Raw genomic sequence first — 25,893 nt, forward strand, 5'->3', positions numbered from 1 at the left:
GCGCCCTCCAAAGCTGGCTGGCCGACGGCGAAACCGCCGGTCACGACGATGTGGCTGTATCCCGGACCGGGGTTTCGTCTATCATCGCTCCTCGCGTCACGCAACCGCAGGCCGCCGCGCGGCGAACCCAGGGACCAAGACCGTCAGCCAGGTATGGACAGCCGGCGTATCGTTATCCTGACAGGAGCGGGGATCTCCAAGGAATCCGGGCTCGACACCTTCCGCGATCCGGAGGGGCTCTGGGCGCGCGTGCGCATCGAGGACGTGGCGACGCCGGAGGCCTTCGCCCGCGACCCCGACAGGGTCCATGCCTTCTACAATCACCGCCGCGAGACCCTGTTGACGGCGGAGGTGCGGCCCAACGCCGCCCATGCCGCCCTGGCCCGCCTGGAGGCCGAGTGGCCGGGCGAGGTGCTGCTGGTCACCCAGAACATCGACGACCTGCACGAGCGCGCCGGTTCGAAGAACCTCATCCACATGCACGGCGAGCTGTTGAAGGCGCGCTGCCTGGTCTGCGGAGAGGCCAGCCCCTGGCGCGAACCGATGTCCCGCGACAGCCGCTGCCCGGCCTGCGGGGCCCAGGGCGCGCTGCGCGTCGACGTGGTGTGGTTCGGCGAGATGCCCTTCGAGATGGACCGCATCTACGACGCCCTGGCGGCCTGCGACCTCTTCGTCTCCATCGGCACTTCCGGCAACGTCTATCCGGCCGCGGGATTCGTCGCCGAAGCGCGGGGCAATGGGCGGGCCCACACGGTGGAGGTGAATCTGGAGCCCTCGGAGGGCGCCTCCCTCTTCGCCGAGTGCCATCACGGTCCGGCCAGCCTGGAGGTGCCGGCCTTTGTCGACGAGATTTTGAGAAGCAGCGGCTCCCGTGCCTGACAAGTCGCCCGAGCGGACGTTGGAAGAGATCGTCGCCGCGGCGCGCGCCTGCCGGGCCTGCGAAGAACACCTGCCGCTGGGCCCACGCCCGGTGGTGCGCGCGGCGCCCAGCGCACGGCTGCTCATCGTCGGTCAGGCGCCGGGCACACGCGTTCACGAGACGGGCATTCCCTGGAACGACCGTTCCGGCGAGCGGCTGCGCGACTGGCTGCGGATCCCCGAGGAGGTCTTCTACGACGAGACCAGAGTGGCCATCGTGCCCATGGGGTTCTGCTATCCCGGCGTCGACGCCAAGGGCGGCGACAAGCCGCCGCGCCCGGAGTGCGCGCCGCTGTGGCACGAGCCGCTGCGCGCCGGGCTGCGCAAGGTGGAGCTGACCTTGCTGGTGGGCATGTATGCGCAAAAACACTATCTCGGCAAACGCCGGCAGAAGACCCTGACCGAGACCGTGCGCCACTGGCGCGACGCCCTGCCGGATTTTCTGCCCCTGCCGCACCCGAGCTGGCGCAACACCGTCTGGCTGAAGAAGAACCCCTGGTTCGAGGAAGACCTGCTGCCGGAGTTGCGCAAGCGGGTGAAGCGCTTGGTGGCTTAGCTGGGCATTTGCCGCTTGCGCACTTCACCCCCCTCCTAACTCCCCCCATCAAGGGGGGAGGGATGATCTGAAAGACATCGCAACAAACCGTTCCCTCCCCCTTGGATGGGGGAGGGTTAGGGTGGGGGTGACTCCCCCTCCATTTAAAGCCAATGACCGGAAATAATCTGGCTCAGTCCTTGCGGGTCACCAGGTAGGCGCAGCGCCGCGCGCCGGCCAGGATGTGGTCGCTGCGCTCCACCTTGAAGCCGCGGCCCAGCGATTTGCGGAAGACCTCCAGCTCCATGTTGCAGAGGCCGGTGCAGGCCGCCGCGGCCGAGCAGACCGGGCAGTGGTTTTCGATCAGCAGGTAGCCGCCGTTCGCTTTCTGCACCTCGGCCATGTAGCCCTCGGCGGTGCGGATCTCGGCCAGCGCCTGCAGCTTCTTCGGCAGGCTCGGCTGCTTGTCCATGCGCGCGCGGTAGCTGGCGGTCTGCTCCTTGGCGCGCAGCTGCAGCAGCTTGTCCAGTCCTTCCGGGCCGAAGACCTGCTTCATGGAGTTGATCAGGCCGACGGTGAAGTCGGCATGGCCGTCGGGAAAGAAGCGGTCGGCGGCGGGGGTCAGCGCCCAGAGCTTGGCCGGGCGGCCGGTCTTCTTGGGACCGGCGGGCCGCGCCTCGGCCTCGTGGGTCACCAGGCCCTCGGCCTCCAGGTCGTAGAGGTGCTGGCGCACGGCCATGGCGGAGACGCCCAGGCGGCGGGCCAGGCTGGCGGCGTCCTGCGGGCCGTCCTGCTTCAGGCTGTCGATCAGGGCGCGGCGGCTGCGCTTTTCCGCCGGAACGGCGTTACGGTTGCTCATGGAGTCTTTCTAAAGTTTTTTCTTGAGAAACACAAGACTCGGGCTTAGGGTATTTCGAAAGAAAATACTTTCGAAAGTAGGTGGAGGAGATATGTCCATGGCCCTGCCCCCCACGGCTGTAGCTGAGGAAAGCGCCTCGTCGCTGGTTCACGTCGCCCCGCTGGAAGAACTGCTGGAAAAGGGGCGCCACCTCTTCAAGGCCGAAGGCAAGCAGATCGCCGTCTTCGCCGGCGCGGCGGGTGTCTTCGCTTGCAACAACCGCTGCCCTCACGAGGGCTATCCCCTGATGGAAGGCAGCCTTGATAAGGGCTGCATCCTCACCTGCAACTGGCACAACTGGAAATTCGACCTGGCCGGGGGCGAGACCCTGGTGGGCGGCGACAAGTTGCGCCGCTACCCGGTCGAGATCATCGACGGCGAGGTCTGGGTCGACATCGCCGATCCGCCGGCCGGGGAGGTGGCGGCCGCGGCGCTGAACAGCCTGCGCGATTCTTTCCGCCGCCACGAGTACGACCGCATGGCGCGCGAGATCTCCCGCCTGCAGAAGGCGGGCGCCGACCCGCTGGACGCCCTGCGCGCCGCCTTTTCCTGGACCGCCGAGCGCTTCGAGTTCGGCTGCAGTCACGCGCAGGCCGGCGCCGCCGACTGGCTGGCGATCCGCGACGACTACGCCGCCGGCGAGGCCGAGCGCCTGGTGCCCCTGGTGGAGATCGTCGGCCACCTGGCCTGGGACACGCTGCGCGAGCCGGCCTATCCCTACCCGCAGGAAAGCCTGCCCTACGATGCCGGGGCCTTCGTCGCCGCCATCGAGGCGGAGGACGAAGCCGCCGCCGTCGCGCGGCTGCGCGGCGCGCTGGGTGCGGGCCTGACCTTCCGCGACCTGGAGCCGGCCCTGGCCGAGGCGGCGCTGGCCCACTACCAGGACTTCGGCCATGCCGCCATCTACGTGCAGAAGACCGGCGAGCTTCTCGACCGCCTGGGACCCGAGGCGGCCGAGCCGCTGCTGCTCAGCCTCGTGCGCTCCCTGGTTTATGCGACGCGCGAGGATTTGATCCCGGAGTTCCGCGCCTATGGGCCCGCGCTGGCGGCCTGGGACGGGCAGGGAAAGCAAGCGATCGGGGCGAACGACCTGCTGGGCCTTTCGGTGCCCAAGGTGCTGGCGCGGGTGAACGCCTCCTCCGGCGACCGGCGCGCGCTCTACGATGCGCTCCTCGGCGCGGCCTGCTGGCAGTTCCTGCATTTCGACATGGACATCATGTTCGCGAGCGACAAGCCGGTGTCGCTGAACGTGAGCTGGCTCGACTTCACCCACGCCCTCACCTTCGCCAACGCGGTGCGCACGCTCTGCGGCCGCCATCCGCAGTTCTGGCCGCAGGGCCTGCTGCAGATCGGCTGCTTCGTCGGCCGCAACGCCGGCTTCGTCGACAAGGCCCTCGACGAGTCGCCCTGGCGGGTGGAGGATCCGCAGGCCTTTCTCGATGGGTCTCTGAAGGGGGTGCTGGACCACGGCAGGTTCGAGTACATCGTCTCGATCCACCTGGTGAAGCTGCTCACTGCGGTGAAGGCCGAGGTGACGGCGGCGCCGGACGCGCCCTGGGTGCCGGCGATGCTGGCCGCGGTGAACCGCTTCCTCAACGAGCCGCTGAGGCGCAAGCACACGCTGCGCACCGCGAAACAGGCCCTGGGCTTCGTCGCCGCGGAAGGATGACCATCATGTGCATGAAGATCTCCGCCGGGAACTTGCTCACGTTGCTGCTTTCCGGTTTCTGCCTGCGCCTGCTGCGCAGCCGTCATCTGTTTCGCCGAAGCTGCTGTCCGGCGTAGAGCAGGAACGGGCGCACTGACTTTGCCATACCTCCGACTGTCATCCTCGCACTTGATGCGAGGATCCATTTGAGAGGTTTGCGCCGGGTGTCGCCCATGGACCCTCGGGTCAAGCCCGAGGGTGACCGTGGAGAAAACGGAGAAGGCGGTGTGTTCGTCCCAAAAGAAAACGGCCCGCCGGTGAGGGCGGGCCGTGCGTCGTTCAGACTTCTGCGCTTCGTTCAGACCGTGCGCTCGATACGGTCCATGTCGTCGTCGGAGAAACCGAAGTGGTGGCCGATCTCGTGCACCAGCACGTGCTTGACCACCTCGGCCAGATCCTCGCCGCTGTCGCACCAGTAGTCGAGGATCGGGCGGCGGTAGAGGTAGATCATGTCCAGATCGTCGGGCACGTCCAGCGACGACTTGTTCTGCAGGTCGACGCCGCGGTAGAGGCCCAGCAGATCGAAGGGCGACTCGCAGTCCATCTCCTCCAACGTGTCGTCGTCGGGGAAGTCGAGCACACGGATCACCACGTTGCCCAGCGCCTGGCGCAGCTCTTCCGGGATTTCGGCATAAGCCTCCCGGGCCAGCGCTTCCAAGTGCTGGGTTTCTGGCGGTGTCGTGTAACGCCCGACATCGTGCATTTGTGCCATAACCGTTCCCAATTTCGCGTCCTGTTGAAGGTCACCCTAGCGCGGCTTGACCGGGAGTCCAAGCAGAGTCAACTTCGGTTAACCTTACTTGAGTGATTTCGTTTTTCTGGAGGTCTTGATGGCGGAAAGGTTAAGCGGCGAGGCGCGCTCCGCCTTGCCGGAGGAGTTGCCCGGATGGGCGCTGGTGGAGGGCCGGGATGCCTTAAAAAAGACATTTCGGTTCAAGACTTTCAGCCAGGCCTGGGGCTTCATGAACCGGGTCGCCTTGGCGGCCGAGAAGCTCAATCACCACCCGGAGTGGTTCAACGTCTACAACCGGGTGGAGATCACCCTGACGACCCACGACTGCGACGGCCTTTCCGACCTCGACGTGAAGCTCGCCAAGCGCATCGACAAGTTCGCCGAGTGAGGCCTTCACCCCCTCCCTAACCCTCCCCCGTCAAGGGGGAGGGGATAGCTGTGCTGCGACGACTTTCCCTCCCCCCTTGTGGGGGAGGGTTAGGGTGGGGGGGTATCGTTGCAGTCTGCGCTGCTCGTCCGCGACCTACACCGGCCGGTCGCCCAGCGCCGTGGTCCGGTGCATGACGCGGATCCGGTTTTCGTCGTAGTCGCGCACGGCGTAGTGCATGGCCGCGCGGTTGTCCCACATGATCACGTCCTTCTGGCGCCAGCGGTGGCGGTAGACGTTCTCCGGCCGGGTCGCCTCGGCGGCCAGGAAGTCGAGCAGCGGGCGGCTCTCCTCCGCGGTCATGCCCTCGAAGCACTGGGTGAACCAGGGGTTGACGTAGAGCGCCAGCTTGCCGCTGCCCGGATGGGTGCGCACCACCGGGTGTGAAACCGGGTCGGGCACCTGGGCGATGGCGTTGGCGTTGGTGTCGCCGGCGTTGTTGCGCGCGGCGAGGCCGGCGGCGGAATGCAGCGCGCGCAGGGGGCGCAGCACTTCCTGCAGCTTGGGGGAGAGGTTGGCGTAGGCGGCGATCATGTTGCAGAACATGGTGTCGCCGTAGCCCTCGGGCACCTGCAGGCCGTAGAGCACGGAGCCCAGCGGCGGCGTCTCGTCGAAGGAGATGTCGCTGTGCCAGATGTCGTTACGCGGGCCGCGGTTGCCGGGCTTGTTCACCAGCACCAGCACCTCCGGGTGCTCCGGCAGTCCGGGGCGCGATTTCAGGGGATGCTCCTCCACCGGGCCGAAGCGCGCGGTGAAGGCGACCTGCTGGCCCGGCGTCCAGTCCTGATCCGGGAAGACCAGCACGATGTGCTCGTGGAAGGCCGCCTCGATCTCGGCGAAAACCTCGTCGCTCAAGGGTTGAGACAGGTCGATCCCGGCGATCTCGGCGCCCAGCGCGCCGCACAGCGGGCGCGGGGCGATGTGCTTGTAGATCGATGAACCGCTCTGCGGCGCGGCTTCGCCCGGCATGGCTTCCTCCAAGATGTTCTTCTTGCTTGGCGGAAGCTTAGCGTCTGAGGGGTGGGGCCGTGAAGCCCCCTGGAAACCACTATGTCAACACCGGGAGTCACCCCCACCCTGACCCTCCCCCATCAAGGGGGAGGGGATCATTTATGGAGGGGCTTCAATCAAATCCCTCCCCCCTTGATGGGGGGAGGTTAGGAGGGGGGTGGGGCGTCCGACGGGCGGCAGCGCCCCTACTGCATCCGCATGGCGCCGTCCAGGCGGATGGTGTCGGCGTTCAGCATGGTGTTGTCGCAGATGTGCAGGACCAGCTTGGCGTACTCGGCCGGGTGGCCGAAGCGGTGCGGGAAGGGCACTTGGCCGGCCAGGTTGTCCTGCACCTCCTGGGGCATGTTCAGCAGCAGCGGGGTGCCGATCAGGCCCGGGGCGATGGTCAGCACGCGCACGCCGTTCTTGGCGAATTCGCGGGCCGCCGGCAGCATCATGCCCATGATGCCGGCCTTGGAGGCGGCATAGGCGACCTGGCCCAACTGGCCCTCGACGGCGGCGATGGAGGCGGTGGAGATGACGACGCCGCGCTCGCCGTCGTCGTTCACCGGGTCGTTGCCCAGCATGTCGGCGGCGCAGAGGCGCAGCAGGTTGAAGCTGCCGATCAGGTTCACGCGGATGACCTGCTCGAAGTTCTCCAGCGGCATGGGGCCGTCGCGCCCGACGATGCGCTTGGCCGGGGCGATGCCGGCGCAGTTCACCAGCACGCGGCAGGGGCCGTGGGCGGCACGGGCCTCGGCAACCGCGGTCTCCGCCGCCTCGGCGCTGCCCACGTCGCAGGTCAGGCCCAGGCCGCCGATCTCCTTGGCCACCTCTTCGACGGCCTCGATGTTCACGTCCAGCACCGTCACCTTGGCCCCGGCCGCCGCCAGGTGCCGGGCGGTCTCCGCGCCCAGGCCCGACCCGCCGCCGGTCACGATCGCTGCAAGCCCCTTCACGTCCATAACTGCGTTCCTCTCGTCTGTCTTGCCGCCCGCCCTATGCCGGGGGCGGCCCGTCCTGAAATTGCGGGGGCTCTATAGCAGAGCCGCCCCCTCTTGACGAGAGAGGGGGAAGACGGGGGGCGGGAAAGGGCGCCTCAGCGCCGCAGCAGGCCGAGCCCGGCCCAGGCCAGCGCCAGCCAGCCGGCCATCAGCAGGCCGCCGCCCAGCGGCGCCGTGGGGTTGGTCAGCTCGGCGATGCCCAGGCCTTTCAGGTAGAGCGAGCCGCAGAACAGCGCCATGCCGGCCAGAAACAGCGTCCCGGCGATGCCGGCGCGGCGCGCCGCCGCCGGGTTCAGGCTGCCGATCAGGGCGGCCAGGCCGAGGGCCGGCAGGTGCGCCAGGTGATAGCGCAGCGCGACCTCGAAGACGCGCTGGCGGTCGGCGTCGGCAAAAGCGCTGCCGTGGCTGCCGTAGGCACCCAGCGCCACCGCGGCGAGGCCCAGCAGGCCGATCAGGATCCAGAGACTGCGCATGGCCGGGAGCTTAGCGGCGGCGTTCCGCGCCGTCTGCGGTCAAGTTGTCGCGCCGGGCCTTTCGCGCAGGAGCCTTACTCCGGCTCCCCCGGCTCGTCGCTCCAGGCCAGGTCTTCGACACCGGGCTCGGCCTCCAGTGCCTGCCCCAGGGCCTCCATCAGCGGGGCCGCGTGCTCCGGCACCGCCTTCTTCTGGCCGAAGAGGCCCCGGCCCTTGGGCTCCAGGAAGCAGACCCAGCGCTCGTCGCTGTCCTCCTCGTTGCCGCAGCACAGCCAGTACTCCTCGCCCGCCTCGGTGATGTATTCCAGGAACCAGCCCCAGTCCTCGAAGTTGGGGTAGGAGGTGACGACGCCGCGCCCTGCCAGCTCGCGCGACAGCCAGTAGGCCAGCTCGGCGCCGTAGCGCCCGGGATTGACCTGGCAGTCCTCGGGCAGGTAGGGGCGGAACCGCGCGGAGCGGAAGCTGACTTCCGTCTTCATGGGGCGGCCTCCTGGCGGATTCGGTCGGGGCGGCCAGTCTAGCGCGGATCGGCGGCCCTCCGCGCCATCCTTTCCCGTGTCATTTCCAGTACTTCAGCGCTTCTTCGGCGATCTCGCCCAGCTCGCCCTCGCCGCGCAATGCCTCCAGGAAGGCCGCCACCGCCCGGCGCTGGGCGCTGTCGAAAAGGGCGAACTTGGAGGCCTGGAAGGCGTGCAGCGGGTCGCTTTGCGGGCCCGGATCGAAGGCGCGCAGGGTCGCCTCGGCCAGGTATTCCGGGCTCTCGGCGTTCTGCAGCGACCACACCATGAAGGCCGGCAGGTAATAGCGGAAGCCGGCGGCACTGAAGAAGGAGGGCGCGGCGTAGTTGCGCACCAGAAGGTCGCCCGGCAGGTCCTGCCAGCGCGGCGCGCCGTAGAACTCGGCGATGTCGTTGTCGTCCCTGCAGCGCGGATGCAGCAGGGCACCGTCGCCCGGCGGCGTCAGATCGCCGAAGGCCGCCTCGATCTCGGCCACGGCGCTGGCGACGGTGGTGGGGTCGGGGGCCATGGCAAGGCTCCGGGGGAGGGAGGGAATGATGACGAAACAACGAACTGCAAGCAGCCCGCCTGCGCTGAAGTTTCGGCGGACACGCCTTCGCCCAAGATGCGGCACCGGGTGGCTTGCCACCCGAAGCCCGCAGGGCGAAGGGTGGTGACCCCGGCAGGATTCGAACCTGCGACCTACAGATTAGGAATCTGTCGCTCTATCCAACTGAGCTACGGGGCCAGCCAAGCGGCGTTTTCCCGGCTTTCGGGCCGGAAAACGCCGCTTCTTGATAGGCCATAGCGCCGGATTAGGCAATGCGGGGCGGATCGTGGCGGCTTCCCCTGCTTCGAGACGCCCCTTCGGGGCTCCTCAGCATGAGGTTCTGCCTGGGCCTCACCCTGAGGAGCTTGCGCCAGCAAGCGTCTCGAAGGGTCGCGGCGTCCCTATTCCACCGCCTTGTAGCGCTCGGTCGCGGCGACCAGGGCGCGGCGGATGCCGGGCTCCATGGCCGAGTGGCCGGCGTCGGGGATGACCATGTAGTCGGCCTCGGGCCAGGCCTGGTGCAGGGCGTCGGCGGTGGTGATGGGGCAGACGATGTCGTAGCGGCCCTGGATGATGGTCGCCGGGATGTTGCGGATGCGGTTGACGCCCTTGATCAGCGCGCCTTCCTCCAGGAAGACGCCGTGCTTGAAGTAGTGCGCCTCGATGCGCGCCAAGCCCAGGGCGTGGCGCTCCTCGCCGAAGGCGGCCACGGTCTGCGGGCTGGGCAGCAGGGTCGAGCAGCTGCCCTCGTAGACGCTCCAGGCGCGGGCGGCGGGCAGGTGGACCTTGGGGTTGGGGTCGTTCAGGCGCTTCTCGTAGGCGGCCATGAGGTCCTTGCGCTCGGACGGCGGGATGGAGGCGACGAAGTTGCGCCAGTGCTCCGGATAGATGCGGCCCATGCCGTAGAGGAACCAGTCGACCTCCGCCTTGCCGCCCAGGAAGATGCCGCGCAGGATCAGCGCCGAGGTGCGCTCCGGGTGGGTCTGGGCGTAGGCCAGCGCCAGGGTCGAGCCCCAGGAGCCGCCGAAGACGTGCCAGCGCATGATGCCCAGGTGGTTGCGCAGCCGCTCCATGTCGGCGATGAGGTCTTGGGTGGTGTTGTTCTCCAGGGAGCCCAGCGGCGTCGAGCGCCCGGCGCCGCGCTGGTCGAAGACCACGATCTTGTAGTGGCGCGGGTCGAAGAAGCGGCGGTGGTCCGGCCCGGCCCCGGCCCCCGGGCCGCCGTGCAGGAAGACCACCGGGCGGCCTTCCGGGTTGCCGGAAACCTCCCAGTACATGGTGTGGTGGCCGTCCAGGTCGATCCGGCCCTCGGCGAAGGGCTCGGTCGGCGGAAACAGGTCTTGTGCAAGCATCGGGCGGGCTGGGTCCATGGGTTTTTCGGCTCCCCCTCTCTACCCTCATATCGCAGCGGCCCCGGCACTGCCAACTCTTCTTCCGGCTTAGCCCCGGCCGCGGCGCCCTGCTAAACTCGCCGCCATGTCGCGTTTCGGTCCCGCCCTTCTGGCCATTCTGCTGCTGCTGCCGGCCCCGCTTTTCGCGGCTTTGCCGGCCCGCGCCGAGATGCCGGCGGCCTTTTTCAACGCCCTGGAACCGGCCGCGGGCGGCGACGTGGTCGATGTCGTCGACGGCGACACCCTGATCCTGCGGGACGGCCGGGAAATCCGCCTGGTCGGCATCCAGGCGCCGAAGCTGCCGCTGGGGCGCGCCGGTTTCGAGGCCTGGCCGCTGTCGCCCGAGGCCCAGGCCTTCCTGGAGGACCTCACCCTGGGCAAGACGCTCTCGCTGGGCTTCGGCGGGCGGCGCGGCGACCGCCACGGCCGGGTTCTGGCCCATCTTTTCGACGCCGAGGGCCGCTGGATCCAGGGCGAGATCCTGAAGGCCGGCCTGGCGCGGGTCTACAGCTTTTCCGACAACCGGGCGCTGGTCGCCGAGATGCTGGCCCTGGAACGCGAGGCGCGGGCGGCGCGGCGCGGCATCTGGGCCGATCCCTACTATGCGGTGCGCAGCGCCGAGGAGGCGGGGCGCTGGCTCGGCGGCTTCGAGCTGGTCGAAGGCCGCGTGTCGGCGGTTGGACGCGGCGGGCGCAATACCTACCTGAACTTCGGCGCGGACTGGCGCAGCGACTTCACCATCGCTCTCGACCACCGCGCGCGGCGGGCGTTCGAGGAGGCGCGCATCGACCCCGAAGGCTACGAAGGCAAAAGGGTGCGCGTGCGCGGCTGGCTGAAGCAGCGCAACGGACCGATGATCGGCGTGACCCACCCGGAACAGATCGAAGAGCTGGAAGACTGATGATCGCTTTGCTCCGCACCCTCTTTTCGCAAGCCGGTTTCTTGGGGCCCGGCTTCTTGATGTCCGGCTTCTTGATGTCCGGCTTCTCGAAGCTGGGCCGGCTGCGCGGCCTGATCGCCGCGCTGCTGCTGCTGCCGCTGCTGGCGGCCTGCGCCACCGCGCCGGGCACCGGGCGCACCATCTTCACCGGCGGCCTCTCCGAGGAGGGCGAGGCGGAGATGGGCCGCGAGCAGCACCCCAAGGTGGTCGCCGAGTACGGCGGCGCCTACGCCGATCCGGAACTGAACCGCTACGTGACCAGCGTCGGCGACTTTCTGGCCAAGACCTCCGAGCGCCCCGACCTCGACTTCACCTTCACCATCCTCGACACCCCCATCGTCAATGCCTTCGCCCTGCCCGGCGGCTACGTCTACGTGACGCGCGGGCTGCTGGCCCTGGCCAACAGCGAGGCGGAGCTGGCCGGCGTGCTGGGTCACGAGATCGGCCACGTGACGGCGCGCCACACCGCAGAGCGCTACGGCCAGACCGTGGCCGCCAACATCGCCGGGGTCGGCCTGGGCGTGCTGCTGGGCGGCGAGGCCGCGCAGGCCGGCGGCGCCGTGGGCGCGCTGGTGCTGCGCAGCTATTCGCGCGACCAGGAGTTCGAGTCGGACATGCTGGGCGGGCGCTATCTGGCGCGCGCCGGCTACGACACCGCGGGCATGGCCGGCTTCCTCACGCAACTCCAGGCGCACAGCCGCCTGGAAGCGGAGCTCGCCGGCCAGCCGGAAAAGGCCGACGCCTTCAACATCATGCAGACCCATCCGCGCACCGCCGACCGCATCGAACGCGCCCTGGCGCAGTCCGGCGCGCAGCCGGTCGACGAACCGCTGGTGGCGCGGAACCTCTACTTCAGCAAGATCGACGGCATGATCTACGGCGACAAGGCGGACGAGGGCTACATCCGCGGCCGCAGCTTCGCCCATCCCAAGCTGAAGTTCGCCTTCGAGGTGCCGGCCGGCTTCCGCCTCTACAACCAGCCCCAGGCGGTCATCGCGCGCGACGGGGAAGGCAAGGCGGCGATCCAGTTCGACCGCGCGCCCAAGCCCTACAGCGGTTCGATGACCGACTATCTGACGCGGGTCTGGGGCGCCAAGGTGAGCCTCGGCGGCGTCGAGGCGCTCACCATCAACGGCATGCCGGCGGCGACCGGCACGCTCTCCGGCAACGGCAAGGATTACCGCCTGCTGGCGGTGCGCTACGACAGCCGCGTCATCTACCGCTTCCTCTTCCTCTCCGCCTCCGACCGCACGGCGGCTCTGAACCGCCCGTTCCGCGAGACCACCTACAGCTTCCGCAAGCTCTCCGACGCCGAGGCCGCGGCCCTGAAGCCGCGGCGCCTCCGCATCTACCAGGTGCAGTCCGGCGATACGGCCTCGCGCATCGCCGCGCGCATGCCCTTCGGCGCGGAGAACCTGCAGCGCTTCCTGGTGCTCAACGGCCTCAGCCGGGACTCGGCGCTGCGGGCCGGGGACAAAGTCAAGATCGTGGTCGAATAGGCGCCCCTGCATGACCGAACCAGCATCCGGCGGCGGCGCGGCCAACCGCAGAGCGCGTGAAGCGGCGGCCTGCCGCGGCTGGCGGCCGACCATCGCCGGGGTGCTGATCTCCGGCTTCGGGCTGCTGGTGCTGGTGGCGGTCTCGGCGGTCCTGCTTGTCGCGCTCGGCACGGCACAGAAGAACACCGTCGCCCTGCTGCGCCAGACCGCCGATGCGGCGGTCGCCGGCCTTATCGACCGGATCGACATCCATCTGGGCGCGGCGCGCGACCAGTCGGAGTTTCTTGCCCGGATCATTGCGGAGGGCGACATCGATCCCGGCGACCGCGGCCAGTTGGGCGATGCCATGCTGGGGGCGCTGGCCGCCGCGCCGCAGGTCACCGGCATGGGGTTCTTCACGCAGGAGGGTTGGTCGCTGCGGGTCGGCCGCGACGCCGACGGCATCCTGCGCCTCTACGAGAAGTCGGAGAGCGACCCGGAGATCCGGCGGCTGGTCGCTGCGACCAGCAGCGAAACGCCCACGCAGTGGGGCGGGGTTTTCTGGGTGCCTTCGCTGCAGCAGCCGCACTTGGCCGTGACCACGCCGGTCGTCCACCAGGGGCGCTACATCGGCGTCGTCTCCTCCGTGGTCTCGGTGCAGGCCCTGTCGATCTTCGTCGACAACTACGCCCTGCAGACCGGGGTCCATCCCTTCATCCTCTATGGGCGCGACAAGGTGCTGGCGGACCCCGCCCTGATCGACGGCGGCAAGGGACTGGGACTGGATTCCGACAAGCCGCTGCCGGGCCTGGACGAAATCGGCGACCCTCTGCTTGCGGCCTTGTGGAGCGACGACCGGCGGCCCTTGGACCTGCTGAAAGGTTTCAACGGCTCGCTGCTCGGCCATTGGCGTCCCCTGCCGGACGATGAGGTCTACTACCTCTACCGGGTCGTCGGCGGCTACGGCCCCCGGCAGCTCTATATGGGGGTCTACGTCCGCGGCAGCGAGATCGATTCCTCGGAGACCGACCGTCTGGTGCTGGCGAGCTGGGTCGGGCTGACCATCCTGGTGCTGTCCCTGCTTATCGCGGTGGTGCTGGGCCGCAAGATCGCGCGGCCGGTGCGCGACTTGGCGGAGGCGGCACGGGCGGTCAGCACCTTCGATTTCCGCAGCGTGCTTCCGGCCAAGGGCAGCGCCTTTCGCGAGCTCGACAGCGCCGCCGGGGCCTTCAACTCCATGCTCTCCGGCCTGCGCTGGTTCGAGACCTACGTGCCGCGCAGCCTGGTGCTGCGGCTTATCCAGCTTGGCGAGGGCGGCGTCGAGTCGGAGGAGCGGCAGGTCACGGTGATCTTCACCGACATCGTCGGCTTCACCGCCGCCAGCCAGGCGCTGACGCCGCGCGAGACGGCCGATTTCCTGAACCACCACTTCGCTTTGCTGGCCGCCGAGATCGAGGCCACCGGCGGCACCCTCGACAAGTACATCGGCGATTCCGTCATGGCCTTCTGGGGCGCGCCGGACGACCAGCCGGATCACGGCGAGCGTGCCTGCCGGGCGGCGCTGGCCATCGACGCGGCGCTGAAACGCGACAACCGCGCGCGGACGGCGGAGGGTCTGCCGCCGGTGCGTATCCGCATCGGCATCCACTCCGGCCCGGCCATCGTCGGCAACATCGGCGCGCCGGGACGGGTGAACTACACCTTGATCGGGGACACGGTGAACGTCGCCAACCGGCTGGAAGCCTTCGGCAAGGAGGCCGGGGCCGACGGGCAGGCGGCGACCATCCTGCTGTCGGAGGCGACGCGCGAACTGCTGGGCCCGGCCTGGCGGGTGGAGGATCTGGGGGCGCACCAGATGCGCGGGCGCGCCGGCAAGATCAGCGTCTTCCGGCTGCGCGGCGAAGGGGTGCCGCCCGCGCCTGGCGGCGGCGGTCCGCTCCCCTAGGACTCCGCGAAGAGGTCCGTTCTCTCAGATTTCCGCGAACAAGTCCGATCTCTCAGACTTCCGCGAACAAGTCCGCCGGGCGGCCGACCCGCTCCAGCAGCAGGCTCTTCATCTTCTGCAGCGCGCGCTGCTCGAGCTGGCGCACCCGCTCCTTGCTGACGCCGAGAGCCTGGCCCAACTCCTCCAGGGTCGCCGAGTCGTCGCTCAGGCGGCGGGCGCGGATGATGGCCTGCTCGCGCTGGCTCAGTTCCAGCAGGGCCTGCTCGATCCACTCGCTGCGGGTCAGGCCGTCGTGGATGGAGATCACCAGGTCTTCCGGATTGGCGCGCTCGTCGGTCAATTGGTCCTGCCATTCGGTCTCGCCGTCCTCGCCGATGCGCACGTTCAGCGATTGGTCGGCAACGGCCAGGCGGCCTTCCATGTGGTTCACGTCGGCCAGCGGCACCGAGAGCTCCTCGGCGACGGCCTGACGGCCGTCGTCGTCGAAGGGGCGGCCCGAGGCTTCCTCGATGCGCGCGCGCAGGCGGCGGAAGTTGAAGAACAAGGTCTTCTGCGATGCCGTGGTGCCGGTGCGCACGATCGACCAGTTGCGCAGGATGAAGTCCTGCATGGCCGAGCGGATCCACCAGGAGGCGTAGGTCGAAAAGCGGACGTTGCGCTCCGGCTCGAAGCGGCTGGCGGCCTGCAGCAGGCCCAGCGTGCCTTCCTGGATCAGGTCGCTCATCGGCAGGCCGTAGTTGCGGAACTTGGCGGCCAGGGAGACCACCAGGCGCGTGTAGGCGCGGATCAGCTCCTGCAGGGAATCCTCGTTGCCGTCTTCGCGCCAGGACCGGGCGAGGTGGTATTCCCTGTCGCGGGAAAGCAGGGGCTCGGCCATGGACTGCCGGATGAACCGGGCCTGGGCCCTCTGAGCCTGCGAGTCTTCGAATTGAGGCATGCTTGCCGTCTCCCAAAGTGCTGCGCCCGGCGTGGCCCCCCGCGACGGGCCTCCCGGCAATTACCCGACCATTACACTAGGGCATGCCTAGGCAACTTGGCTATGGATCACCACACGGCTCGCGATTTGTTGATTGCGAACTCCCGATTAAGTTGTGAATCCGGGTGGCCGAATCGCGGTAGGGGTTGCGGGAAACGCACAGCTAACCTGCGATTAGGCTTCGATCTGCTCGATCAGCTCGCCTTGCTCGGTGAAGCAGGCGGCCAGCAGCGGGCCGCCGAAGCCGCAGCCGGCGTCGACGGTGGCCGTGAAATCCCCCAGCTCCAGGCCGGGATGTTGCGGGCAGAAGCCGCGCACCACCCGGCGGTAGCCGGCATAGGGGGTGGCGAGGCCGGAAAAACCGCTGCTGCCCCACCAGAAGCTGTCCTTCTGCGCCTCCAGCGGACGGTCGGGGTCCAGGCCGGCGTTGACGAACAGCAGGCCCTGGGGGGAGGGTCCGGACTCCTGGCCCGGCGGCGGGCTGTAGGCGGCGCGGCGCAGCCCGCCCAGCAGCTGCCAGTGGCCGGGGTGGTCCTGGATGCCCTGGCGCAGGGCGCTGGTCCAGCGGGTCAGCTGGCGTGGGCCGGCGGCGGCTTCGCGCAACCCCTCGGCCGGGCTGAAGCCGTAGGACTCCAGCGTGGCGGCGACGCCCTGGTCCAGCATCCACTGCAACACCGCCCGGGGGTCGGTGGCGAACTGCAACTGCAGCAGCTTCTGCCACATCTCCTCCTGGCTGCCGCGCAGATGCACGACGTCGCAGGCAAAGGCGTCGGGCCGCGCCATGAAGAGGCTGCGGAACCGCAGCAGGGCGTCCAGCGTGGCGGTCACCGCCGGGCCGCGCCCGATCAGGTTGCCCAGATAGACCAGGCGGTCGCCGTAGCGCAGGCGCCCGGTCAGTTCGCGGTGCAGCCGGTTCAGCGCCTCGACCTCGCCGTGAATGGAGGAGACCGCCCAGACCCGGTGGGGAGCGCCACGCCGGATACTGCGCAGAATCGTGAACTTTTGCCGATCCCCCATAGTGGCGGCGCTCGATCCTCGGATGGTTGGTGACCCCGCCGGCAGAGTCTCACGATTCGCCGGTTTTGTCGGGGACAATTTGCTGTGAAGGAGGGGGCTGGCCCTAAAGAAACCGCCCTGCTCTCGCTTGCGAGAACAGGGCGGTTGCCGAAGGTCGCGTGGTCGCGCTTAGGCGGCGAGCATCTTTTCCAGCTTCAGGGCCGCGGCGGTTTCGTCGATCTTCTCGACGGCGGCCAGCTCGCGGGCCAGGCGGTCGAGAGCCGCCTGATACATCTGGCGTTCGCTGTAGGACTGATCCGGCTGGTCGGCGCTGCGGTGCAGGTCGCGCACCACCTCGGCGATGGACACCGGATCGCCGGAATTGATCTTGGCTTCGTATTCCTGCGCGCGGCGGCTCCACATGGTGCGCTTGGCGCGGCTGCGCCCCTTCAGGGTGGTCAGCGCGGTGTCCATCATCTTGCGGCTGGACAGCTTGCGCAGGCCGGAATTCGCGGCCTTTTCCACCGGCACCCGCAGGGTCATGCGGTCCTTTTCGAACTTGATGACGATCAGGTCGAGAGTAATGTCGCCGACTTCCTGCGTCTCGATCCCCAGCACACGGCCGACGCCGTGGGTCGGGTAAACTACGTAATCGCCTTCACCGTATTCGCTCTTTGCCATGCTCCGCTCTCTCTCCAATCGGCATCTGGTTCGCTCGAGGCACCCCCTCTACGGAATGTCACGCCCGACCGAAAATATCCTCACCGCCTGTCCAGGACCGTCGCACAGCGCGATGCGCTCACTGCGCAATGCCAGGTCGCCGTCTTGGCCGCCAAGCCCCACCCGCGGGATGCCCGGAGGCCGCCACATCCTTTCCGTCCCCGCGCGGCCCCTTGGCGGTCCTTACGCAAGAACGGGAGACGAAACGAACAACCGCGCCATCGGCTTCCCGACGGCGCGCCGCTGTTGCTCAGGTTTTCATGTAACTAATTTATCACACAGGCTGTGGAAAAACAACTACCGCAGTTGCGAAAGGACGTTGTTTTTCTTGGAAACACTGGGACTCAGCGGCAGCAAGGGCCGCGGTGGTTAATACCGCGGCCCCCGGTGATTTGATCCACAGGAATTAACTAAAGACTTTAATCCCAGCGCTATTGCGGCCCGGCACCGGGTCTGCGGCGCTCTTCTGCCGCATTCAGCCGTCGGTATTGCCGGGCTTGTCGGAGAAGTATTTCTTATACTTGTCGGCCTCGTCGCGGTGCGCGTCGGCGTCGGCCGGCGCCTCGCCCTTGCGGGTGATGTTCGGCCACTTGTTGTCCGAGTAGTCCCGGTTCAACTCCAGCCAGGTTTCCGCCTGAGGGTCGGTATCGGGCACGATGGCCTCGGGCGGGCACTCCGGCTCGCAGACGCCGCAGTCGATGCACTCGTCGGGGTGGATCACAAGCATGTTCTCCCCCTCGTAGAAGCAGTCCACGGGGCAGACTTCGACACAATCCATGTACTTGCACTTGATGCAGGCTTCGGTGACGACATAGGTCATCGACTTCACTCTCCTCATGCGTCCGCCCGGCGGCGGCACTCCAGCAGTTGTCTTTCCAACGGCCCCGCGGCCCTTCGCCGGCCGCCGGCGGGTCAGTCCTCCAGGCCTAGCCGGGTCAGCACGCGCTTACGCGCCAGTCCGCTGTCGCGGTCGCTGACGTGCAGCAGACCGGCCAGGCGACGCATCAGGTTCGCCTCGAGGTCGTGCAGCGCGCCGTCGGCGTAGGCGACTTCCCACAGCATTTCCATCATCTCGATCCGCTCTTCCGGCGAGAAGGCGTTCTTGATCTCACGAGTGAAGCCGAAGACCTCGACCGACTGCTGAACCTTGTCGCTGGCCGCCCGGACCAGCGCCCGGCTCTCCTCGGCGCTGAGGCCGAAGCGGCGCTCCACCAGTTCGGTGATCGTGGCCCGCTCCTCGGCACCGAAGTCGGCGTCCATCTCGGCGGCTTCGATCAGCAGCGCGGCGGTCGCCAGCTGCAGCTTGTCGGCGTGGCCGCCGGCCGCGTTGTCCGCGCCCGAACGTTCGCCCCATAAAGCTTTCAGTTTCTGAAGCACGGCACTGGTTATCACCACCCGCCAGGGCGTGCAACCCCAGGGAACTTGCGGTCTTTGGGCCTTGCCCGGACCCTGGGGCCCTGGCATAGCTAGCGTCTGATCGAAAGGCCCAGAGCATGTCCGACAACAGCGTTCCGCCCAGTGCGAAAACGCGTGGGAACCCGGCCGGGGAACCGGGCGGGATTTCCGGCGGCGGCCATCTGCACGCGCCCGCGACGCAGCGCAACCGCGTGCCGATCGCGCAGGTCCTGGCCACATGGCTGCCGCCCGAGGTCCAGGCCGGCGGGCGGGTGCTGGAGGTGGCCAGCGGCAGCGGCGAGCACGCGCTCTACTTCGCGGGCCGCTTTCCCGGATTGATCTGGCTGCCCAGCGATCCGGAGCCGGCAAGCCGGGCCAGCATCGCCGCCTACCGCGACGACCATCTGGCGGCCGGCGGCCCCGGCAGCCTGGCGCCGCCGCTCGACCTCGACGCCACCCGGCCGGACTGGCTGGCGCCGGCCGGGCCGCTGGACGGGCCCGTCGACGCGGTGGTCTGCTGCAACATGATCCACATCGCGCCCTGGCCGGCGGCCGAGGGTCTGGTCGCCGGGGCGTCGCGGGTTCTGAACGCGGGCGGCGGCCTCTTCCTCTACGGGCCGTTCAAACGCGGCGGCGCCCATACCGCCCCCTCGAACGAGGCCTTCGACGCCTCACTGCGTGCCCGCAACCCGGCCTGGGGGGTGCGCGACCTGGAGGCCGTGGCCGCACTGGCGGCCGGGGCCGGCTTCGCCGCGCCGCGGATCGCCGAGCTGCCCGCCAACAACCTGGCCGTCTGGTTCGTCAAGCAAAGCTAGAAGCGCCGGATGCCGAGAAAGCCGAATTGACCGTGAGCACGCCGCAGCCGATCCCGCCCTATCCCCGCTCCTACTACGTGGCCACCGCCAGGGAGCTGCACACCGCCCCGCCGCTGGAGGGCGAGGTCGCCTGCGACGTCTGCGTCGTCGGTGGCGGCTTTACCGGCATCGCCACGGCTCTCCACCTGGCCGAGCGCGGCTACAAGGTGGTGGTGCTGGAGGCCCAGCGCGTCGGCTGGGGCGCCTCCGGGCGCAACGGCGGACAGCTTTCCGGCGGCCAGCGCGTCGATCCGGAAAGCATGGAAAAGATCGTCGGCAAGGACCGCGCGCGCCTGCTGTGGGAACTGGGCGAGGAGTCGAAGGCGCTGGTGAAACAGCGCATCGCCCGCCACGGCATCGCCTGCGACCTGAAACCGGGCATCATTCACGCCGGCATCAAGCCGTCGCACGCCAAGGAGATGCAGGACCACGCGCGATCCCTGCGCGACGACTACGGCTACCAGCACATCCGCGCGCTCAGCCGCGAGGAACTGCGCGAGCTGGTCGCCTGCGACGGCTACCACGGCGGCGCGCTGGACACGGACGCCGGGCACCTGCATCCGCTGAACTACGTCCTCGGGCTCGCCCGGGCGGCGCGGCAGGCGGGGGCGGCGATCCACGAAATGTCGCCGGCGCTGGAGATCGTCCGGCGGGACGGCAAGCCGGCGGTGCGCACGGCCGCGGGCCGGGTGTCGGCCGGCTTTCTGGTGCTGGCCTGCAACGGCCACCTGGACAAGCTGGCGCCGCCGATCACCTCCACCATCATGCCGATCAACAATTTCGTCATCGCGACGGAACCGCTGGGCGAGACCCGCGCCCGTACCCTCATCGCCAACGACGCGGCGGTGGCCGACAGCAAATACGTGATCGACTATTACCGCTTCTCCGCCGACCACCGCCTGCTGTTCGGCGGCGGCGAGAGCTATCGCATGAACTATCCGCGGGATATCGCCGGGCTGGTGCGCAAATGCATGCTGCGCGTCTTTCCGCAACTGGCCGACGTCGCCGTCGACTATGCCTGGGGCGGCAAGGTGGCCATCACCATGAACCGCCTTCCGGCCTTCGGGCGTCTGGAGAAGGACGTTTTCTATGCCCAGGGCTTCTCGGGGCAGGGCGTGGCCCTGACCACGCTGGCGGGCAAGGTCATCGCGGAAGCCATCGCCGGCCAGGCCGAGCGTTTCGACGTCTTCGCCGAGATCCCGACGCCGCGCTTTCCCGGCGGCGCCTTGCTGCGCTGGCCCAGCCTCGTCGTCGGCATGCTGTACTACTCGCTGCGCGACAAGCTTTAGGCCTCAGCAAAGGGTCTGGCGCGCCAGCCTCACAGCGCGCGGGCGATGATGTAGGCGCCGAGCAGCAGCAGCGCGGCGAAGAAGACCTTGCGGAACAGCGGCTCCGGCAGGCGCCGGCGCAGCCTCTGGCCCAGCGCCATGCCGATCAGGGCCGGCGCCAGAGCCGCGGCGGACAGCAGGCCCAGTTCGGCGTTCAGCAGGTCGTTGCCGCCCAGCGCCAGGCCCAGCGCCAGGGTGGAGGTGAGGAACAGCATGCCCATGGCCTGGATCAGCTGGTCGCGGGGCAGGCCGATGCCCTGCAGGTAGAGCACGCCAGGCACTACGTAGGATCCCGTCATGCCGGTCAGCACGCCGTTCACCGCGCCGATCAGGGGGCCGGCCCAGCGGGCCTGCCTGGCGGTGAGGCGCAAGTGCAGCCCGGCGAGACTGACCGCTGCGTAGACGATCAGCACGGCGCCCAGCAGGGCGGAGAGCCAGCGCAGGTCGACGCGCGTCAGCGCCAGGGCGCCCAGAAAGATGAAGAGGCCGGCGGCCAGCAGAAAGGGCCAGATGCGGCGCAGCACCTGAACCGCGCCGCCGCCGGCGACCGACTGCCAGATATTGGAGACGAAAGCCGGCGCCAGCATCAGGGCCATGGCCTGCGGCACGCCGAACGCGACGGCCAGCAGCGCCAGGGCGACGGTGGGCAGGCCGAAGCCGACCACCCCCTTCACCGTGCCGGCGAGCAGGAAGACGGCGGCGATGGCGGCAAGGGCGGCGGCGTCGGGCATGCGCCATCTTAGGAGAGCCCCCAGCGGCGGGGAAGCGCGGCTTCAGTCTTCCTTGCGCAAACGCGCCCTATTCCGTATCGCGCAAGCGCACTCTATTCGTTGTCGCGCAGCTTCTCCAAGGCGCGGCGGTCGCGCTTGGTGGGGCGGCCGCTCCCCGGCTCGCGTTGCGCCGTAGCGAGGGCGTCGGGCGTGCCCTTGGGCAGGCGGCTTTCGGCTTCCGGCGGCTTCAGGTCTTCGTAGAGCGCCTGCGCTTCGCTGGCCGGGCCGCGGCGGGTGCCGAGCGCCAGCACCTTGATGACGCGGATGTGGCGCGCCTGGGGAAAGGTCAGGACGTCGCCCACCTTCACCTTGGTGTGGGCCTTGATCACGCCCTGGCCGGAGAGGCGCAGCTTGCCGGCCTGACAGATCTGGGTGGCGAGGCTGCGGCTCTTGAAGAAGCGGGCGAACCACAGCCACTTGTCGGCGCGCAGGCTGGCTTGATCGGGGCTCGCCGGGTTGGCGCTGTCCTGAGGGCTGCCGGCGTCGCTCATTCGCCGCCGAGCGAGAGTTGCTTGAGGATCGCGAAGGGCGAGTCGGCCATGCGCTTTTCCTCGCGCCGGCGGGCTTCCTCCTGGCGCGCCTTGCGCGCGGCGATGGCCGCCTTGTCCAGCAGCTTGCCCTTCCCCCTGTCCCGGGGGCCCTTGTCCCTGGGCTTGCCTTTGCTCTTGGGCCGGGCCTTGCCGTGCGCTTCGGCCGGGGCCTCCGCGCCGGGCTCGCCGCGCGCCTTGGGCTTCGCCTTCCGGCGGGCGGCGCTTTCCTTGCCCCCGTCCTTACCCCTGTCTTTTCGGGGGCCCTTGCGCACGAAGGTGGTGACGCCGTCGCGGCTGCCCTGGCGGCGATAGCCGAGCGCGAAGAGCAGCGCTTCCATATCCGCCTCGCTGCAGTCGGCAAGCGCGCAGAGCGCCGCGTCGGCGACGATGGGGAGGTTCTTCCGCGGTTTCCTTTCGGCCTTGGTCTTCTCGGACTTGGTCTTCTCGGACTTGGGCTTCTCGGCCTTGGCTTCCTCGACCCCAGCTTCCTCGACCCCAGCTTCCTCAACTTGGGCCACCTCGACCTCGGGAGTCTCGGCAGGAGGCGCCTCTGCCGTCGCCGCCGCGTCCTCCGCCGGCTCGGTATCAGGCGCCGGGGCTTTGGGTTCCGTCGTTGCCCGCTTGAAGACTTCGCGCGACAGGCGCTCCAGTACGTCGGCGCGCACCGCCAATGCCGGGCCGCTCTTGCGCGTCACCCGGCGGTAGCCGATGGCGTGGCAAAAGTCTTCCAGCTTCGGCACGCCGGCATAGGTTTCGCCCGGCCCGGCGGCCAGGTCGAAGGTCTTGGCGCCCTCCTGCGGCAGCGCGGGCAGGGGGCAGCCCTGGCGGATCGACCAGAGCCGCGCGCGCAGCGCCAGAATGCGCGGCTGCTGCAGCTTGGGCAGGAACAGGCTGACCGCACCCAGGCGCACGCCCAGCGCCGCCAGAGCCTTGCGGTCGGCCTTGGTGAGCGCGGCGAGCTGCTCCTTCAGCGGCCGGCGCGGCAGGGTGCCCAGGGCCTCGACGAGCTGGAACAGCAGGCCGCGGCCCGGTGCGGTCAGTTCGGCCGACTGGGCGGCGAAGAGCGGCTTTAGCTGGTTTCGGATATGGCGGCTGAGCCAGGCGATGGCGCGCTTGCGCAGGCGCTCGCGGGCGGGCCCGTCCAGGAAGTCGCTGGCCAGCACCTCGATGCGCGGCGTCAGCACGGTGTCGCCGGCGGCCAGGCGTGCGAAGGGAGTGCCGCGCCAGGCCAGCTTGTCCTCCACCAGGGTGAAGGCGCCGTCGTTGTCCTGCTCCAATTGTTTGATCCGCCGGGGGATCTCGCCGGTCAGCGCGCGCCGCGCCGCGGTCAGCAGGGGGCGTGCGTCCTCGCCCGTCACTTCCTCGTCGGGCTGGAAGTTGAAGCCCTGCAGGCGGCCGACGAACTCGCCCTCGACCAGCACCTCGCCGCTCTTGCGCACTGCGCCGATCAGCTCGCCCTCGCCGCGCAGGCGGCGTACCAGCACCGCCGTGCGGCGGTCGACGAAGCGTTGGGTCAGGCGCTCGTGCAGGGCATCCGACAGCGAGTCCTCTATGGCGCGGGCGCGGCCCTGCCAGTGCCCGTTGTCCTCCAGCCAGTCGCCGCGGTGGGTGATGTAGGTCCAGGTGCGCACATGGGCGATGCGCTGGATCAGGTGGTCGATGTCGCCGTCGATACGGTCCAGTCGCTGAAGCTGGCCGCCGACCCAGTCCTCCGGCAGCCGCAGGTCGTTGCGCATCAGCCGCGTGTAGATCTGCGAGAGAAGCTGGACGTGGTGGTCGGACAGGATCTTGCGGAAGTCCGGCACCTGGCAGACCTCCCACAGCAGGGCCACGGAATCGGCCGAGGTGGCGAGCTGGCCGATCTCCGGGTCGTGCGCCAGGGTGGCCAGCGCCATCTGGTCCTCGGCGTTGCGCACCAGCAGCAGCTCGGGCCGCGGCGGATGGCGGTCCAGGCTCTTCAACAGGCTGGCCGGGTCGCGGAAGTCCAGCTCGACGTTGCGCCAGTGCACAAAGGAGATGGGGTCGAAACTGTGGTTCTCCACCGCCTCGACCAGCTCCTCGCTCAGGGGGCCGATCTCGCTGGTGGTGCCGAAGGTGCCGTCGCTCATGTGGCGCCCGGCACGCCCGGCGATCTGGCCGATCTCCGGGGCGGTCAGCCGCCGCCGGCCGCGCCCGTCGAACTTGCGCAGGCGCGCGAAGGCGACGTGGTCCAGGTCCAGGTTCAGGCCCATGCCGATGGCGTCGGTGGCCACCAGGTAGTCGACCTCCCCGGCCTCGAAGAGGGCGACCTGGGCGTTACGGGTGCGCGGGCTGAGCGCGCCCAGCACCACGGCGGTGCCGCCGCGCTGGCGGCGCAGCAGCTCGGCGGTGGCGTAGACCTCGGCGGCGGAGAAGGCGACCACGGCCGAGCGCGGCGGCAGCCGCGTCAGCTTCTGCGGGCCGGTGTAGGTGAGCGTGGAAAACCGCGGCCGGGTGACGAACTCGGCCTCCGGCACCAGTTTCTGCAGCACCGGGCGGATGGTCTCGGCGCCCAGGAACATGGTTTCGGCCAGCCCCCGGGCGTGCAGCAGGCGGTCGGTGAAGACGTGGCCGCGCTCCGGGTCGGCGCAGAGCTGGATCTCGTCCACCGCCAGGAAGGAGACCGGGCGGTCGACCGGCATGGACTCCACCGTGCAGCAGAAATAGCGCGCGCCCGGCGGCAGAATCTTTTCCTCGCCGGTGACCAGCGCGACCTGCGCCGCGCCCTTGATCTTCACGATGCGGTCGTAGTTCTCGCGGGCCAGCAGGCGCAAGGGAAAGCCGATCATGCCGCTCGAATGGCCGAGCATGCGGTCGATCGCCAGATAGGTCTTGCCGGTATTGGTGGGGCCGAGGACGGCGGTCACACGGCCTTGCGCGAAGAGCGACATAATACCTCAGAGAATCGGGGCTTTATCGCCCCATTGCAAGTGTTCCCTTGGGAATTCCTATGGCAGAAGCGTGACGATTTCGGGTCGGTTCTTGGGGGCTTAGTCCTCGCCCCCATTCTCCTCCCGGGCGGCGTCTTCGGGCGGCGTGATCAACGGCACGAAGGCGACCGGCAGGACGACTTGCTTCGTCACGCTGCCGTCCCCGGCCTTCTCGATGCGCAGAAGGTCCTGGGTGGAGGTGAAGCGGATGGCGCCGTCGGGCGGCCCCAGCGGGATGATCATGCGCCCGCCGTGCTTCAACTGGTCGATCAGGGCCGGCGGGATGGCGGTGGCCGCGGCGGTCACCAGAATGGCGTCGAAGGGCGCCGCCTCCGGCCAGCCCTTGGCGCCGTCGCCCCGGCGGCAGTGCACCTTGCCGTAGCCCAGCTCCTTCAGGCGCTTTGCGGCCGCCTCGGCCAGCTCCGGCACCGTCTCGATGGACCAGACCTCGCAGCCCAGTTCGGCCAGCACCGCCGCCTGGTAGCCGGAGCCGGTGCCGACCTCCAGCACCCGGCTGCCCGGCCCGATATTCGCCTGGTCGGTCATGATGGCGACGATATAGGGCTGGGAGATGGTCTGGCCCAGGCCGATGGGCAGCGGCTGGTTCTCGTAGGCATAGGCCTCTTCCATGCGCGGGACGAAGGCGTGGCGCGGGGTGCGGGCCAGGGCCTCGCGGACCCGCGGGTCCAGCTTGTCCTTGCCCAGCCAGTGCGCGGTCTCGGCGACCTCCGCGTCGATGAGGCGCAGCATCTCCGCGCGCTCTTTCGCCCGCTCCGCCGTCTTGCGCTCTTCCGCCATGGCGTCCGCTCCCCCTTCCGGCTCCCTGCGTGCCCCGTCCGGGCGGCCAAGAGACTTGCAGTCAACATGGATTGCGCACATATGTCACGCG

The 25,893-nt window shown here is 69.0% G+C and carries 26 protein-coding genes and 1 tRNA gene; 9 read left to right on the forward strand and 18 right to left on the reverse strand.

All coding sequences use genetic code 11. The features are described 5' to 3' along the window. Positions 1-48 precede the first annotated feature (48 nt). Positions 49-879, forward strand: a complete 831-nt coding sequence (cobB, locus tag AAFN88_RS03810; protein WP_347518301.1) for a Sir2 family NAD+-dependent deacetylase — start codon at positions 49-51, stop codon at positions 877-879. Continuing rightward, positions 872-1,474, forward strand: a complete 603-nt coding sequence (locus tag AAFN88_RS03815) for a uracil-DNA glycosylase family protein (RefSeq protein ID WP_347518303.1) — start codon at positions 872-874, stop codon at positions 1,472-1,474. Before cobB ends, AAFN88_RS03815 begins: the two co-directional genes overlap by 8 nt. Before the next feature lie 172 nt (positions 1,475-1,646). On the opposite strand, the gene AAFN88_RS03820 is transcribed toward AAFN88_RS03815, so the two are convergent. After that, complete coding sequence (locus tag AAFN88_RS03820) at positions 1,647-2,312, reverse strand: metalloregulator ArsR/SmtB family transcription factor (RefSeq protein ID WP_347518305.1); 666 nt, start codon at positions 2,310-2,312, stop codon at positions 1,647-1,649. A gap of 97 nt (positions 2,313-2,409) precedes the next feature. Between AAFN88_RS03820 and AAFN88_RS03825 the strand changes: the two genes are divergently transcribed. Then, complete coding sequence (locus AAFN88_RS03825; RefSeq protein ID WP_347518307.1) at positions 2,410-4,020, forward strand: Rieske (2Fe-2S) protein; 1,611 nt, start codon at positions 2,410-2,412, stop codon at positions 4,018-4,020. 337 nt (positions 4,021-4,357) lie between these two features. Here AAFN88_RS03825 and AAFN88_RS03830 read toward each other — a convergent pair whose 3' ends face one another. Then, positions 4,358-4,771: a metallopeptidase family protein gene (locus AAFN88_RS03830; RefSeq protein WP_347518309.1), complete on the reverse strand. Its 414-nt coding sequence runs from the start codon at positions 4,769-4,771 to the stop codon at positions 4,358-4,360. 118 nt (positions 4,772-4,889) lie between these two features. Between AAFN88_RS03830 and AAFN88_RS03835 the strand changes: the two genes are divergently transcribed. Beyond that, complete coding sequence (locus AAFN88_RS03835; protein WP_347518311.1) at positions 4,890-5,180, forward strand: 4a-hydroxytetrahydrobiopterin dehydratase; 291 nt, start codon at positions 4,890-4,892, stop codon at positions 5,178-5,180. A 135-nt stretch (positions 5,181-5,315) separates the two neighbouring features. Here AAFN88_RS03835 and AAFN88_RS03840 read toward each other — a convergent pair whose 3' ends face one another. The 7 genes from AAFN88_RS03840 to pip form a co-directional block, all read right to left on the reverse strand. Next, positions 5,316-6,188: a TauD/TfdA family dioxygenase gene (locus tag AAFN88_RS03840; protein WP_347518312.1), complete on the reverse strand. Its 873-nt coding sequence runs from the start codon at positions 6,186-6,188 to the stop codon at positions 5,316-5,318. 227 nt (positions 6,189-6,415) lie between these two features. Further along, positions 6,416-7,174 carry an SDR family NAD(P)-dependent oxidoreductase gene (locus AAFN88_RS03845; RefSeq protein WP_347518313.1) on the reverse strand — a complete coding sequence of 253 codons (759 nt, stop codon included), beginning with the start codon at positions 7,172-7,174 and terminating at the stop codon, positions 6,416-6,418. 134 nt (positions 7,175-7,308) lie between these two features. Next, a complete protein-coding gene (locus tag AAFN88_RS03850; RefSeq protein ID WP_347518315.1) occupies positions 7,309-7,686 on the reverse strand; it encodes a DUF423 domain-containing protein in 378 nt (125 codons plus the stop codon). Positions 7,687-7,760: 74 nt separating this feature from the next. Next, positions 7,761-8,165 (reverse strand): hypothetical protein, encoded by a 405-nt coding sequence (locus tag AAFN88_RS03855; RefSeq protein WP_347518316.1) that lies wholly within the window; start codon positions 8,163-8,165, stop codon positions 7,761-7,763. A 79-nt stretch (positions 8,166-8,244) separates the two neighbouring features. Beyond that, the gene (locus tag AAFN88_RS03860) at positions 8,245-8,712 is read right to left on the reverse strand and encodes a DUF6714 family protein (RefSeq protein ID WP_347518318.1); all 468 of its coding nucleotides are present in this window, start codon (positions 8,710-8,712) and stop codon (positions 8,245-8,247) included. Between the two features lie 142 nt (positions 8,713-8,854). Then, a tRNA-Arg gene (locus AAFN88_RS03865) sits at positions 8,855-8,931 on the reverse strand. Between the two features lie 203 nt (positions 8,932-9,134). After that, positions 9,135-10,085 (reverse strand): prolyl aminopeptidase, encoded by a 951-nt coding sequence (pip, locus tag AAFN88_RS03870; RefSeq protein ID WP_347521628.1) that lies wholly within the window; start codon positions 10,083-10,085, stop codon positions 9,135-9,137. Between the two features lie 124 nt (positions 10,086-10,209). On the opposite strand from pip, the gene AAFN88_RS03875 reads away from it, so the two are divergent. Genes AAFN88_RS03875 through AAFN88_RS03885 form a run of 3 tightly spaced genes read left to right on the forward strand, consistent with a single transcriptional unit; the run spans position 10,210 to position 14,487 of the window. After that, the gene (locus AAFN88_RS03875; protein ID WP_347518319.1) at positions 10,210-11,025 is read left to right on the forward strand and encodes a thermonuclease family protein; all 816 of its coding nucleotides are present in this window, start codon (positions 10,210-10,212) and stop codon (positions 11,023-11,025) included. Positions 11,026-11,084: 59 nt separating this feature from the next. After that, positions 11,085-12,563, forward strand: a complete 1,479-nt coding sequence (locus tag AAFN88_RS03880; protein ID WP_347518321.1) for a M48 family metalloprotease — start codon at positions 11,085-11,087, stop codon at positions 12,561-12,563. Positions 12,564-12,573: 10 nt separating this feature from the next. Further along, positions 12,574-14,487: an adenylate/guanylate cyclase domain-containing protein gene (locus AAFN88_RS03885; RefSeq protein ID WP_347518323.1), complete on the forward strand. Its 1,914-nt coding sequence runs from the start codon at positions 12,574-12,576 to the stop codon at positions 14,485-14,487. 52 nt (positions 14,488-14,539) lie between these two features. On the opposite strand, the gene AAFN88_RS03890 is transcribed toward AAFN88_RS03885, so the two are convergent. The 5 genes from AAFN88_RS03890 to AAFN88_RS03910 form a co-directional block, all read right to left on the reverse strand. After that, positions 14,540-15,424, reverse strand: a complete 885-nt coding sequence (locus AAFN88_RS03890) for an RNA polymerase factor sigma-32 (protein WP_347518324.1) — start codon at positions 15,422-15,424, stop codon at positions 14,540-14,542. A 213-nt stretch (positions 15,425-15,637) separates the two neighbouring features. Continuing rightward, a complete protein-coding gene (locus AAFN88_RS03895) occupies positions 15,638-16,480 on the reverse strand; it encodes a hypothetical protein (RefSeq protein ID WP_347518326.1) in 843 nt (280 codons plus the stop codon). 168 nt (positions 16,481-16,648) lie between these two features. Beyond that, positions 16,649-17,140 carry a CarD family transcriptional regulator gene (locus tag AAFN88_RS03900; protein WP_347518328.1) on the reverse strand — a complete coding sequence of 164 codons (492 nt, stop codon included), beginning with the start codon at positions 17,138-17,140 and terminating at the stop codon, positions 16,649-16,651. A 514-nt stretch (positions 17,141-17,654) separates the two neighbouring features. Continuing rightward, positions 17,655-17,999 carry a ferredoxin FdxA gene (fdxA, locus tag AAFN88_RS03905; protein ID WP_347518329.1) on the reverse strand — a complete coding sequence of 115 codons (345 nt, stop codon included), beginning with the start codon at positions 17,997-17,999 and terminating at the stop codon, positions 17,655-17,657. Between the two features lie 92 nt (positions 18,000-18,091). Next, entirely contained in the window at positions 18,092-18,556 is a 465-nt protein-coding gene (locus AAFN88_RS03910; protein ID WP_347518331.1) for a TerB family tellurite resistance protein, read from the reverse strand. Between the two features lie 116 nt (positions 18,557-18,672). Between AAFN88_RS03910 and AAFN88_RS03915 the strand changes: the two genes are divergently transcribed. Together AAFN88_RS03915 and AAFN88_RS03920 are read left to right on the forward strand one after the other, a co-directional pair. After that, positions 18,673-19,389, forward strand: a complete 717-nt coding sequence (locus tag AAFN88_RS03915) for a DUF938 domain-containing protein (RefSeq protein WP_347518333.1) — start codon at positions 18,673-18,675, stop codon at positions 19,387-19,389. Positions 19,390-19,421: 32 nt separating this feature from the next. Further along, complete coding sequence (locus AAFN88_RS03920; protein WP_347521629.1) at positions 19,422-20,717, forward strand: FAD-binding oxidoreductase; 1,296 nt, start codon at positions 19,422-19,424, stop codon at positions 20,715-20,717. A gap of 29 nt (positions 20,718-20,746) precedes the next feature. Here the strand turns inward: AAFN88_RS03920 and AAFN88_RS03925 are convergent, their stop codons facing one another. The 4 genes from AAFN88_RS03925 to AAFN88_RS03940 all read right to left on the reverse strand — a co-directional run bounded on the left by AAFN88_RS03925 (position 20,747) and on the right by AAFN88_RS03940 (position 25,802). Beyond that, entirely contained in the window at positions 20,747-21,487 is a 741-nt protein-coding gene (locus tag AAFN88_RS03925; protein WP_347518335.1) for a sulfite exporter TauE/SafE family protein, read from the reverse strand. Between the two features lie 92 nt (positions 21,488-21,579). After that, entirely contained in the window at positions 21,580-22,017 is a 438-nt protein-coding gene (locus AAFN88_RS03930) for an RNA-binding S4 domain-containing protein (protein ID WP_347518337.1), read from the reverse strand. Continuing rightward, complete coding sequence (locus AAFN88_RS03935) at positions 22,014-24,965, reverse strand: helicase-related protein (RefSeq protein ID WP_347518339.1); 2,952 nt, start codon at positions 24,963-24,965, stop codon at positions 22,014-22,016. The genes AAFN88_RS03930 and AAFN88_RS03935 overlap by 4 nt, the downstream gene beginning before the upstream one ends. A 99-nt stretch (positions 24,966-25,064) precedes the next feature. After that, positions 25,065-25,802 (reverse strand): protein-L-isoaspartate(D-aspartate) O-methyltransferase, encoded by a 738-nt coding sequence (locus AAFN88_RS03940; protein ID WP_347518340.1) that lies wholly within the window; start codon positions 25,800-25,802, stop codon positions 25,065-25,067. Positions 25,803-25,893 lie beyond the last annotated feature (91 nt).

The sequence above is a fragment of the Pelagibius sp. CAU 1746 genome (genome assembly GCF_039839785.1).
Taxonomy (GTDB): Bacteria; Pseudomonadota; Alphaproteobacteria; order Kiloniellales; family Kiloniellaceae; genus Pelagibius.